This is a genomic window from Sunxiuqinia sp. A32, from assembly GCF_052690465.1.
Window position 1 is genome coordinate 34,852 of record NZ_JBQYLI010000003.1, and the last position, 13,518, is coordinate 48,369.

The window sequence follows — 13,518 nt, forward strand, 5'->3', positions numbered from 1 at the left end:
ATAATAGCAAGTATCCGGATTTTGAGCCTCTTTTACTCCCCTTGCTTCCAATGAAAAATAGTATAGCCTCTATCAACATCCATAACGGTGAAAAATCCCAGGGCACCATTACTGATATTCCCTTTTATATTAGCTGCCGGTCCACTGAACAAAGGCACTTTAGGTGAAGCTTCCCTGGAAACACCATCGATAAAATAAAAATACTCTTCTGTGATTCCTGCAAGCTCCAAAGTGATGGTGTCACCTTCTTCAACGATTTCTCCCTTTTCTTCATCAAAATACTGCACCATGGGGCCATTGATGTAACTCCCATTAAAGAATTTATCGTCTGTGGTCCAATAATCTGCTATAGAATCTGTATATAATATTCCATTTTTATAGACTTTGAAAAGATAAAAGTCTTCAGTTTCTCCAGGATCCTGGCTAAAAACTGCCACTTCCCAACCTTTCCATTTCGCATCATATTGTACCCCGACAGACATGATGGCAGCTGAGCCTTTCATAACTGTTTCTGCCGTATAAGTTTCACGTACTCCATCATCATTAACATCGACATCTGAAATCTCTAAAGAATAGGTTCTCCCAATCACACCAAAATAATCTTTTGGCGTCAGATAGAAACCGGGACGCTCTCGATCTTCCATTAAACTAACGACCTTTGTTCCATCGCTTATTTTAACGGTAGCATTTGAAACTGCAGGCAATTCCATATTTGAAAAGTAAGGTGCCGACTTTGTCAAATGCACTTCGTGTTGTCTTACATCATTTGTAATTTCAGCAAATACCACCAACCGTGCATCTCCAGCCTCATCCAATTCAATTTCGACTTGCTCAACACAAGCTGAAAAAATCAAAATTGACAAAATGAAAATATAGAGTAATCGCATCATTCCTAAAATTTAAAATTGTAACTAACCGATGGAATAACAGGAAACAAATATGTTTTTTCCGCATAGGTGACTGCAGGATTTTCATCATCCTGAATAAAGTTAAGCACCCAGGTATTTTTATGATTGTACGCATTGTAAACCGAGAACACCCATTCTCCTTTCCACTTTCTATGCTTATTCTTTCTTGATTGTAAGGTTAATGATAAATCCAGCCGATGATAATTTCCATAACGCGTTCCATTTCTTTGAGAATAATATGGGATAATGGTACCATTCAGTTCATACCGCTGAACTGGCATTGTTACCGGCTGACCAGTTGTATAGATCCAGTTCCCGGACAACGAAACCCGCTCACTTATTTCATAATTTAAAACGATACTTATATCGTGTGTTTTATCATAGGGAGCAAGATATGTTTTTCCATCATTGATTTCAGGAATCTTTCTTTCCGCTCTTGATAACGTATAACTTGCCCATCCTGTCAATAATCCCTCCGTCTTTTTTAACATCGTCTCCAAACCATAAGCTTTGCTATCACCAATGCGAAGCTCTCCTTCTATGTATTTATTTAGAAGTAAATCTGCATGATCAGCAAAGTCAATAGTATTTTGCATGTTTTTGTAGTACGCCTCCATGGATAACTGATAAACTCCACCTTTCAGATTTCGAAAAGCACCTAATGCCAATTGATCCGCTACCTGAGGTTTTACATTTGGACTTGCCGGAAACCAAACATCCAACGGACTACCGGCCATCGAATTAGAGGCCTGCTGTATATTTTGTCGGGTTCGAATGTAATTAAACTTCAACGACAAATCTTTAGCGACAATATAATTGATTCCAAACCGAGGTTCTAATCCCCAATAGCTTTGATAGATGTCACCTGCTTCATAAAAAGTTGAATCAGTTACCTGATGGACAGCATTATAATCATATACAACTCCTTCTCCAATATTTTGAAATAGTGATGCCCGAAGCCCATATTTAAGTACCAACTTGCTCCCCAAATTATGCTCGTGAGAAATATAGATAGCATGCTCCAATGCATTGTTATTATCGATTTCAAATTCTCCAAACACTGTTTCGCTACCCACTCCCCTGGCATATCCAGGATCAAATGCATGATGAAACGATTGCACACCAAATTTTACCGAATGTTTTGGAGAAATATAGTAGCCAAAATCCAATTTCAAACCTGCATCTCTCAGTTGAGATTCCCACCGCCAGGATTCAGGTTCGCCCTCAATAGTTCCTAATGAATAATCATATCTACTCCATACAGTTGTCAGGTTCATGAACAGCTTCCTGTTAAAAATATGATTCCACCGGGCAGTAAAAGTTTGATTTCCAAAGCCCATCGAAAAATCAGGACTTTTCATGACATCTCTTCCAAAATAACAACTCAAAAACAAGCGGTTATTTTCATTGAATCGATGCGTGACTTTCATGTTTGCATCGTAAAAATACAGGCGACTGCCTTTGACATCCTCATCATTTGCCAAAGGCAAAAACAAATCCATATACGTGCGTCTTCCCGAAAAAATAAAAGTGGTATTATCTTTCTCAATTGGCCCTTCCAGCGTCAAACGACTGGATATTAATCCAATCCCTCCCGAGCCCGAAAATTTCTTGGAATTGCCATCTTTCATTCGCACATCCAACAAAGACGACAACCTTCCACCAAACTGCGCAGGAACATCGCCTTTATACAATTTCAGATCATTAATAGCATCATTATTAAAAACCGAGAAGAAGCCCATCAGGTGAGAAGCATTATAAACTGATGCTTCATCCAGCAAAATCAGGTTTTGATCGGGACTTCCTCCACGCACACTAAATCCGGAACCACCTTCACTGGTTGATTGAACCCCTGGTAAAAGCTGAATCGCCTTAATCAAGTCAACCTCCCCCATCAGCGCAGGGATAGACTTTATAGTTTTGGTTTGAAGATTTTCAACCCCCATTTCAACCTGGGTGATATTTTTGTCTTTTCGCTCAGCCGAAACGCTAATTTCATCAATCAACTCTGTTTCCGGAACCAATTCAATTTCCAGAATCTGATTTTCATCCAGCGATACTGTTCTTTGCAAATTTTCGAATCCAATGTATGAGAACTCCAACGTATATTCTCCGGGAACAAGTGAAATTGAGTAAAATCCATAATTATTACTGATTGTTCCTACTCCTAATTCTTTCACATAAAGGGCTGCCCCAATTAAACTTTCCCCATTTGAAGCATCACAAATATGACCACTAATAATTTTTCGCTTTGCTTTGCTATCCTCCGAATAAGGATGAGCTGTAGAATAAATTGTCGAAGTAAAAACAGTTATAAAGATCAGTAAATTCCTGAGCATTCTCTAATTGTTTGATTTTGTTTGGTGTTTTCTGCCTTCCTTCCCAATTGACAATCCTTCCAGTTTTTGAATGCATTTTCTTTTCAACAAAAAAGAATTTTACAAACAAACTAACAAAAAGAGAATCAACAAACTAAAATGTGGTTAAATTTCTTTAAAATTCGATCTCCATGATTTACCTGCCAAATCGATAGCAAAGAGTGATTGTGAGCACATTGTTGTATTGATCATCCCACCAATACCAAAAGATATCTCCTTCCAACTCTCGAACTGGTAAAACTGAGTAGGCAAATCGAAGATCCAGAGTAATTTTTCGACTCAATTCAAAGCGGGTGCCAATTAGTCCCTGCACATCAATATCATTAAATGGTCGTTCATCAGCGGAAGGAAACTTCCCATAATTATCGTATTCATTACTATGCACTAAATATCCTGCTGAAAGACCTGCTATAAAAGATACAACTTCGCTGGTGCGTACTCCGATATACACAGGCACATCCATATAACCCAACCTCATGATATACTTGCTTTGGTCGCCAGTGTCAGCATCTGGATTTCTACGACTCCCTTTTTGAGCATATTTTATTTCCATACCTGCATAGAAAGACCTTGATAAATCCGTTTTCACAAACGCCCCCGCGGTAAAACCTGGTTTATGATATCCTCTCGTAAAATCACCATCAACCTGCGACGCACTTAAACCTCCGAGTATTCCTCCTTCAAAGCGCTGTGCTTTTACAGAAAAAGAAACCAGAAGGAAGAATAATATAATTGAGTAATTTTTCATCTGTTTAAAATTCATGTTCGTTTCATAAAAATGAATTTAGCTTTTCCCTTAAAACAGCTACTCCAGCTTCAGCTTTTTCTTCTATAAAAGAAACATCTCTCAGATAAACCGGCGGACGTTCCGGATCAATCACAAAAATGGGAACATCATCCTTTGTATAATGGACCAGGCCCGCAGCCGGATATACATTCAGCGAGGTGCCAACCACCACAAATATATCAGCAGATTCAACAATGGGGATGGCATCTATCATCGCTGGAACCTCTTCTCCAAACCACACAATATGCGGACGAAGCTGGTGTCCTTTTTCACATAAATCTCCAAACTTTAATTCCCATCCATCCAGTTCATAAACCAATTCAGGATAACGCACACTTCTAACTTTCTTCAATTCTCCATGCAAATGAAGCACCTTGGTGCTGCCAGCTCGTTCATGCAAATCATCAACATTTTGCGTGATAATTTGAACATCATAATTGTTCTCCAATTCGGCCAAACCAATATGCCCTGCATTTGGCTTACAATTTAACAACTGTTTTCGCCTGTCGTTATAAAATTTCATGACCAGTTCAGGGTTATTTTCCCATGCCTGCGGACTGGCAACTTCCATTACATCGTATTCTTCCCAAAGTCCACCCATGTCCCGAAAAGTCCGAATACCACTTTCCTGGCTCATACCTGCACCTGTTAATACGACGATCTTCTTCTTCATAATTTTTGATTTGGGATTAAAGATAAGTTGAAATCGGGGGTTTTGCAATTAACAAAATATGCATTCTCAACTAATTATTATTGATTCATTTCTAAGAAAAATATGAGTGATAAGTTGATTGTAAATGTATGAGAGAGTGACAAGAAATTTTGCGCGAACACGATTTATTTGCTGAAAACTGGGGCAAGAATCCATTAAACTAATTATCATGATTACCCAAATAAGTAAAAGAATACTTTTCAATTTACTGTTGTTGATGCTATTACAAATGTCGGTCTTTGCTCAGGACTGGCAACTTAAGCAGGCTCCATTGATGACCTCCTTTTCCGAAGATGTTGATCCAAATAATGTACTTCCTGAATACCCAAGGCCTCAATTGGTTCGCGAAGAGTGGATGAATCTTAATGGGCTTTGGCAATTTCAACCAGGATTAGGATTGTTGGAACCTGTTCCACAGGGAGATCTTGCAAGATCCATTCTTGTTCCTTTTGCAGTGGAATCTGCTATTTCAGGAGTTATGGAGCACCACTCACGTTTATGGTACAAACGAACGTTTACTATTCCTGAAAACTGGAATGGAAAAAATATCATCATACACTTTGGGGCAGTAGACTATGAATCTGAAGTTTATATTAATGGCACAAGTTTAGGTATTCATTACGGAGGTTATGATCCGTTCAGCTATGATATTACTGATTACCTGAATGCTTATGGCGAACAAGATATCATTGTTCGGGTATATGATCCAACAGATGCAGGTGGCTTTCCACGTGGCAAACAAACGCTCTACCCGGGAGGAATCATGTACACTTCGGTAACAGGAATCTGGCAGTCAGTATGGCTGGAACCCGTTTCTGAAACACACATTGAAAACATTAAAATGATCCCTGACATTGACGAATCAAGCTTAACATTAACGGTAAATGCTCCCGGAGGAGATAATTCAGTTTCATATACAGCAAAAGTTAAAGATGGTGAGAGCATTGTACAAACCATCACCGGAAATATAAATGAAGAAACTACGATCCCGATTTCCAATCAAAAATTGTGGTCTCCGGATTCTCCTTTCCTATACAATTTAGAAATCACGCTCAACCAAAATGAAGAACAACTTGATTCCATTGGCAGCTACTTTGGAATGAGAAAAATTGATGTGCAAGTAGAAGATGGCATTAAAAAACTCTTTCTGAATAATGAATTTCTATTTCAAATGGGACCGCTGGATCAAGGATATTGGCCAGATGGGTTGTATACTGCTCCGACTGACGAAGCCCTCCGATACGATATTGACATGATGAAAAATTTTGGCTACAACATGGTGCGGAAACACATTAAAGTGGAACCCTACCGTTGGTACTATTGGGCAGACAAACTGGGTTTAATGGTCTGGCAGGATATGCCTTCTGCAAATTCGTATACCAACAATCCTCAACCGCTTGACCAGGTTGCTTATGAACGGGAAATGACCAAGATGATTGAGCAACATTGGAATAGTCCCAGTATTGTAATGTGGGTTGTATTTAATGAAGCCCAGGGACAACATCGCACTCCTGAGTTAGTTACAAAAGTGAAAACTTTGGATCCAAACCGCCCCGTCAACCAGGCAAGTGGCTGGGAACATTTTGGAGTCGGCGACATTTTAGATATTCACAGTTATCCGGCACCAGCCTGTCCAAAAAGTACTTACCAGGTCTTAGCGTGTGGTGAATTTGGCGGTGTGGGATACAAAATTCCTGGTCATTTATGGAATGATGGATTTGGCTACGTAATGGCAAATAATGAAGAAGAGTACCTGAATTATTACGAAGACTTCATGGATCAGCTGACGATTTACAAATCCAATAAGGGAATGAGTGCAGCCGTATACACAGAAATTACTGATGTTGAAGTTGAAGTGAACGGATTGATGACTTATGATCGGATCGTAAAAGCAGACATTGATCGAATTAGAGAGGCCAACCAAAAAGTAATCAAGAAAGATATTTTTGTGACCGAGCTGGTACCTTCCTCTGAAAATCAGGAACATATTTGGAAGTACACGACCAACACCCCTTCAACAGACTGGTACCAAAGTAACTTTGATGATTCAAACTGGAATGCCGGAAATGCTGGGTTTGGAACAGTCGGCACCCCCGGGGGAATCATCCGAACTATCTGGAACACTTCAGACATCTGGCTTCGTCGGGAATTTGAGCTTGGAGATTTATCATCAACAAATAAAGATAACCTGGTATTAAGTATCCATCATGATGAAGATTGTGAAGTTTATTTCAATGGTGTACTTGCAGCAACAGCAACAGGTTGGACAACCGGCTACACGACCATGTCAATTACCACTGCTGCTAAAAATGCTTTAAAATCGAACGATACAAATGTAATTTCCATCCACTGTAAACAAACAGATGGAGGCCAGTATATCGATGCCGGAATTTCATATCTAAGTGGCGATGGAATCCCAACTGATATATCACAGTTCAATAAAAAATCAAAGACTGAAAACTATTTATACCCATTACCCGCAAACGATCAAATTCAATTTGCAATGCCTTTTGAAAACAATGTCAAAGCTTCTATTATTGACTCAAACGGGAACAATGTAAAACAACTCAAAGGAAGATTAAATAGTATCGATATTTCTGAATTACTTCCCGGAATGTATGTACTTAGAGTAATTAGTGGAACTGAAATTCAAAACTTTCGATTCATAAAAATAAAAAGCTAGTCTTGTCCATGAATTTTTAATAAAGCTCGTCACGGTTTTTTCCTACTTTTGTGGAATGATCGATCAAGCTACGATAGACCGAATTTTGGAAGCTGCTGAAATCACTGACGTGGTTTCTGAGTTTGTTACACTGAAAAAGCGTGGTGTCAATCAGCTTGGTAATTGCCCATTTCACAATGAAAAGACTCCATCATTTACAGTTTCCCCGGCAAAAGGCATTTTCAAATGCTTTGGTTGCGGTAAAGGTGGAAATTCCGTGAACTTCATCATGGAACATGAATCACTCAGCTACCCGGAAGCACTGAAATGGTTGGCAAAAAAATACCACATTGAAGTTTCGGAGGAAGAAGAAACAGAGGAACAAAAACAACTGAAGGACGAACGCGAAAGCATGATGATCGTATCATCTTTTGCACAAAAATATTTCACCAGATACTTGTGGGAAGAAAACGAAGGCCGCACTGTTGGACTTAGTTATTTGAGGGAACGAGGAATACGCGACGAAATAATCAAGAAGTTTGAGCTCGGATTTTGTCCCGATGCAAAAAATGCATTTACGCAGGCTGCCCAAAAGCAAGGATACAAAATTGAATTTCTCGAAAAAACCGGACTCACGATTAAACGTGATGATTGGATTGTTGACCGATTCGCTGCCAGGGTCATGTTTCCGATACACAATATAGCCGGACGGGTGATTGCTTTTGGAGGGCGCACTCTAAAGAATGACAAAAAAATAGCTAAATACTTAAATTCCCCGGAATCTGAGATTTATCACAAAAGTCGGGTTCTGTATGGCATCTATCAGGCAAAAAGAGAAATTACGAGGCAAGACCGTTGTTATTTGGTAGAAGGTTACACCGATGTACTTTCGTTCCACCAAACCGGAATTGAAAATGTAGTTGCATCGTCGGGAACGGCGCTCACAACGGATCAAATCCGGATTATCAAGCGATTTTCCAATAACATCACGATTATTTATGATGGTGACGAAGCAGGGATTAAAGCGTCCCTTCGAGGTATTGACCTGGTTCTTGAGGAAGGTGTCAATGTTAAAGTACTCCTGCTGCCACAAGGTGAAGATCCTGATTCATTTTCACGCTCGATGAGTTCTTCTCAGTTATTGGAATACATTCAGCAAAATGAAACTGACTTCATCCGTTTCAAAACAAAACTATTGCTTGAAAGCACGGAAAATGATCCAGTGAGCAAAGCACGTTTAATAAACGATATTGTACGTTCTATTTCTGTTGTTCCGGATGCGATTACGAGATCTGTATACATCAAAGAATGTAGCAACTTGATGGATGTGCAGGAAGACATTCTCTACACAGAGGTTCGAAAAATCAAACAAAAGGAATCAGAGGAAATCCGAAAAAAAGCTTTTCGGGAGCAAAATAATCCAAGAACCCAATCGCAGGTACCAACTCAAAAAACTCCTGCTATAAACTTGTGTGAGATTGAAGAACGTGAAATTCTTCGCATATTGATTAAATATTTTCACGAAGAGATTTTTGAAACGGAAGATGAAGAAGGAAATGTAGAACCTCTATCTGTTGGAAGTTATGTTTTGGATGAACTGGAAAATGACGGTCTTGTTTCGGACAATCAACTAATTAATGATTTTATTGATTTATTTCGCCAAAACGAAGAAAACCCGAATTTTAAGCCTGCTCCATTTTTCATCAACCACAGTAATATTAAAATCAGCCGATTGGCCAGCGATTTAGTTGCTGAGAAATATACAGAAAGCAAGCGTTGGAAAAAAGGAGGCGCTTTTGTTGAAGCTGAAAATGAAATTCTGGATTTGATTGTACCGAAAATTGTACAAGAATATAAACTTCGTAAAGTGAAAAACATGCTTCGCGAATTAGAAACACAAATTCAGGAAGCTGGCAAGCAAAATAATATGGAATTAGTCATGGACATTCAGAGCCAGCACATCAACTTGAAAAAAGTTGCAAACCATTTGTCCGTTCAGCTTGGTAACCGGACTATTATTTGAAATGAATTATTTATGAGAACACTTTTTATTGAGGATCGGGAAGAAATAAATAAAGTCATTAGGGCTTGCAAAACTTGTTATGTTGCGATGTCGGTGGATAACCAACCCTACGTGTTACCCATGAACTTTGCACTGGAGGGCGATACGGTAATTTTGCATTCTGCACAAAGTGGACGCATGTGGGAAAGTCTGCAAAAAAATCCAAATGTTTGCATAAACTGGACATTGGGTGAAGAATTAGCATGGCAAGATGTTCGCGTGGGTTGCAGTTACCGGGTAAAATCACAATCCGTAAATGTGGAAGGCCCTGTAGAGATTGTAGAAGATTATGATGAAAAATACAGACTTTTAGGAATGATCATGGGACAATACAGCAATCGCGAATTTAAATTTAACAAGCCTGCTGTGGCTAATGTTGGTATTATGAAAGTCCATATTAAAAATATTACCGGAAAAGTATTTGGCGCCAAAGCAATCGTTCCGGGTAGATCGTAATTATTTGACCTCCAATTTGGAGTGACGAAAAACAACGCATATGATTTTTGTTACAGGCAGCACTGGTTTAGTTGGGTCACACTTGCTTTTCGATTTAGTAAGTAAAGGTGAAAATGTCCGTGCCCTTAAAAGGTCATCCAGCAATTTAAATTGGCTAAAGAAAATTTTCAGCTACTATTCTGATCAACACGAAAAACTGTTTGGTCAAATTGAATGGGTTGAAGGTGATATTTTAGATTATCACAGCATGGAAGATCTTTTGTCCGGAGTAACAGAAATCTATCATTGTGCTGCGATGGTCTCCTTTCACTCCAATGATCACGACAGCATGCTCAACAATAATGTGAAAGGAACTGCCAACCTCATTAATGCGGCCATTCATAATAATGTGAAAAAGTTTTGCCACATAAGCTCGATTGCCGCACTTGGAAAAACCCAGGATGGAAGTGAAATCAATGAAGAAACTTACTGGATACCTTCCAAACAAAAATCATCTTACAGCCTTAGCAAGTTCTTCTCCGAAATGGAAGTATGGCGTGGTATTGAGGAAGGTTTAGAAGCGGTAATTGTAAATCCATCAATCATACTTGGTCCTGGTAATTGGGACATTGGCAGCCCAAAGCTCTTTCAGGCAATAGGAAAAGGCTTGAAATATTACACAAAAGGAGAAACTGGCTTTGTTGATGTTCGTGATGTGAGTCAGGCAATGATTCAGTTAATGGATGAAAAGAACTTCAGCATAACCCGCAACCAACGTTTTATATTGAATGCTGGAAATTTAAGCTACCAGGAATTCTTTAATAAAATTGCGGATGCCCTGCAAAAACCTCGCCCCCGAACTTTTGCATCCGATCTAATTTTGCAAGCTGCATGGAGAGCTGCCCGCCTGGCAAGCTTCTTTTCCCGCAAACGTCCAACCATCACTCGCGATACAGTATCAGGCTCCAACTCGATTTCTCATTATAATGGAAGGAAAATAACTAATGCAATTGACTTCCAATACAAAGATCTTGACGAAACGATCAACGATATTGCAAAGTTGTTTCAGAAAGATATTAGCTGATTATTCCCTAAAAAGACAGCATTTTTCCGTAAATTGGATTTCACAATTTGAATCTCAGATAAAATTAAAATTCTGAAATATGAATTCAGGCTTAAAAGCAATAATCACAGGTTCAACCGGAATGGTGGGAGAAGGTGTACTGCACGTTTGTCTAAAAAATCCCGCAATCGAAAAAGTATTAGTCATTAATAGGAAATCAATTGAAAAAAGCCATCCAAAACTGCAAGAAATCATTCATTCAAATTTTTTCGATTTATCTTCAATCGAAGATTCGCTTAAAGGATATGACAGCTGTTTTTTCTGTTTAGGGGTTTCCTCTGTTGGAATGAAAGAAGAGGATTACAACCGACTTACCTACTCATTGACAATGCATGTCGCCGAAACCTTGAGTAAATTGAATACCAATATGATTTTTGGTTATATATCCGGGGCAGGCACTGACAGCACCGAAAAAGGGAGAACCATGTGGGCCAGAGTAAAAGGTAAAACAGAGAATGACCTTCAGAAACTGCCGTTTAAAAAATCATATGGAATACGGCCTGGTTTCATAAAACCAATACCCGGATTAAACAATACTCATTCCTTTTACAAGTATATTAGCTGGCTATTCCCATTGGGCCGCTTACTTTTCCCAAAGGGATTTTGCACACTAACCGAACTTTCAAATTGCATGATTTATTTGGCATTAAACTGTCCGGATAAAGATATAATCGATGGTAAAGACATTATTCAATTTGCAAAACTTCAATTATAAGGTAAATTCAAACCTAGTTATAGTAATAGTTCATTTTAACAAATACATCCTTAAATTTGTTATTTGAAAAGCGCCATGAAAAAATTAGTAACCATATTACTGTTCGTACTGAGTCTCGGAATTTGCAAGGCACAGCAACCCGACAGTTTAAAAATTGAATCGGTTACCCCCGGTAAAATCGCTAACATTATTGACATCCAGGACTTAGCAGCCGAAGGTTATAATTACTGGGAACAGAAATTTAAAGGACATTGGTCTGGTATTCATTTTGGACTGAATGGTCTGGCAAATACTGATTACAATATGTATACTGAGGACCAAGAAGGTTTTCTGGACATTAATCTGCAACGATCGACATTACTGGATATTAACCTGATACAAATCTCGCAGGGCGTTCAACGAAACAGAAATACAATAGGATTAATTACAGGTGTCGGGCTCCAGGTACAAACGTTTCATTTAGACCAAAACACCAGCATCGAAGAAGGCCAAAACAGAATTGAACCTGTTCAGTTGATTTTTGACGCGAACCAAAAATCGAAGCTTTCATCAACCTATCTAACGATTCCTTTATTGGTTGAATTTCAAATACCCATAAAAACCTATACCAACCGACTATATTTAGCAACCGGAATAGTCGGTCAAAAAAGGCTGACCACGCATACCAAAATTAAATACAGAAAAAATAACCAAAAAGAAAAACTGAAAATTCCTGACGATTTTCACATGCACAATATTCGATACTCAGCCATGTTTAGAGTTGGTTACCGATGGATAAATCTTTTTGCAAGCTACGACTTCAGGCCGCTGTTCATCGAAGACAAAGGCCCTGAAATGTATCCTTTCTCTTTTGGAGTTACTTTGATCTCGCTATAACAAAAAGGAAACCTGACAAATTACCTGTCACGTTTTATCCTGATTTTTTATTTTAGCCCAATTAATCTGAAAATACAGAACAATGAAACTTCTTCTGATCAGCAATTCAACCATGCAAGGTGAAGCTTACCTGGATTATCCAAAACTTCATATTCGTGATTTCCTTGGTAGTAAACCAGTGAAGGCTTTATTCATCCCATTTGCCGCGGTTACTTTCCCTTTTGACGAATATGAGCAAAAAGTGAATGAACGTTTTCTTGAAATTGGTCACGAAGTGGTCGGAATCCATCATTTTGAAGATCCAATAAAAGCAGTTCAGGAGGCAGAAGCAATTGTTGTTGGTGGAGGAAACACCTGGCAATTAGTGAGAATGATGTATGATCAGGGACTTATGAAAGCGATTCGGGATAAAGTACTCAGTGGAACACCATACATTGGTTGGAGTGCAGGATCAAATGTAGCCTGCCCCACTTTACGAACGACCAATGATATGCCCATTATTGATCCGACCAGTTTCAACACGCTGAACTTGGTTCCTTTCCAAATCAATCCGCACTACTTGGATGCAAACCCGGATGGTCATGCGGGGGAAACGCGCGAGCAACGAATTCAGGAATTTATGGAAATCAATCCGGATACTTTTGTTGTAGGCTTAAGAGAAGGAACAATGCTCAAAATTGAATATTCAAAACTCGAATTAATCGGGGATCTGAGTGCTCGAATCTTAAAAAAGGACAGAGAACCAAAAGAGGTAAACACTAGTGACGACTTAAATTTCCTTATGCAATAGATGGTATTAATCCAATCTTAAATAGAATCCTGCCGTAGCAGGATTTTTTTTATTGTAGGGACAAGGGAGA

At 38.9% G+C, this 13,518-nt stretch carries 11 protein-coding genes; 7 read left to right on the forward strand and 4 right to left on the reverse strand.

Annotated features, from left to right (window positions below; translation table 11 throughout):
• Window positions 1-32 precede the first annotated feature (32 nt).
• From ACUNWD_RS03450 to ACUNWD_RS03465, 4 genes are all read right to left on the reverse strand, one after another.
• Window positions 33-890, reverse strand: a complete 858-nt coding sequence (locus ACUNWD_RS03450) for a DUF4249 domain-containing protein (RefSeq protein ID WP_445586373.1) — start codon at window positions 888-890, stop codon at window positions 33-35.
• Between the two features lie 2 nt (window positions 891-892).
• A complete protein-coding gene (locus ACUNWD_RS03455; protein WP_445586374.1) occupies window positions 893-3,247 on the reverse strand; it encodes a TonB-dependent receptor in 2,355 nt (784 codons plus the stop codon).
• Window positions 3,248-3,422: 175 nt separating this feature from the next.
• A complete protein-coding gene (locus ACUNWD_RS03460; RefSeq protein WP_445586375.1) occupies window positions 3,423-4,034 on the reverse strand; it encodes a porin family protein in 612 nt (203 codons plus the stop codon).
• 22 nt (window positions 4,035-4,056) lie between these two features.
• Complete coding sequence (locus ACUNWD_RS03465; protein ID WP_445586376.1) at window positions 4,057-4,746, reverse strand: SIR2 family NAD-dependent protein deacylase; 690 nt, start codon at window positions 4,744-4,746, stop codon at window positions 4,057-4,059.
• A gap of 208 nt (window positions 4,747-4,954) precedes the next feature.
• Between ACUNWD_RS03465 and ACUNWD_RS03470 the strand changes: the two genes are divergently transcribed.
• From ACUNWD_RS03470 to pepE, 7 genes are all read left to right on the forward strand, one after another.
• Window positions 4,955-7,468, forward strand: coding sequence for a sugar-binding domain-containing protein (locus ACUNWD_RS03470; protein ID WP_445586377.1), 2,514 nt, complete (start codon window positions 4,955-4,957; stop codon window positions 7,466-7,468).
• Window positions 7,469-7,523: 55 nt separating this feature from the next.
• Window positions 7,524-9,470, forward strand: a complete 1,947-nt coding sequence (gene dnaG / locus ACUNWD_RS03475; RefSeq protein WP_445586378.1) for a DNA primase — start codon at window positions 7,524-7,526, stop codon at window positions 9,468-9,470.
• Window positions 9,471-9,482: 12 nt separating this feature from the next.
• Entirely contained in the window at window positions 9,483-9,965 is a 483-nt protein-coding gene (locus tag ACUNWD_RS03480; protein ID WP_445586379.1) for a pyridoxamine 5'-phosphate oxidase family protein, read from the forward strand.
• A gap of 40 nt (window positions 9,966-10,005) precedes the next feature.
• Complete coding sequence (locus tag ACUNWD_RS03485; RefSeq protein WP_445586380.1) at window positions 10,006-11,028, forward strand: NAD-dependent epimerase/dehydratase family protein; 1,023 nt, start codon at window positions 10,006-10,008, stop codon at window positions 11,026-11,028.
• Window positions 11,029-11,107: 79 nt separating this feature from the next.
• On the forward strand, window positions 11,108-11,782 hold the full coding sequence (locus tag ACUNWD_RS03490; RefSeq protein ID WP_445586381.1) for an NAD-dependent epimerase/dehydratase family protein: 675 nt from the start codon (window positions 11,108-11,110) through the stop codon (window positions 11,780-11,782).
• Window positions 11,783-11,857: 75 nt separating this feature from the next.
• A complete protein-coding gene (locus ACUNWD_RS03495; protein WP_445586382.1) occupies window positions 11,858-12,658 on the forward strand; it encodes a hypothetical protein in 801 nt (266 codons plus the stop codon).
• Window positions 12,659-12,740: 82 nt separating this feature from the next.
• Entirely contained in the window at window positions 12,741-13,448 is a 708-nt protein-coding gene (gene pepE, locus ACUNWD_RS03500) for a dipeptidase PepE (RefSeq protein WP_445586383.1), read from the forward strand.
• Window positions 13,449-13,518 lie beyond the last annotated feature (70 nt).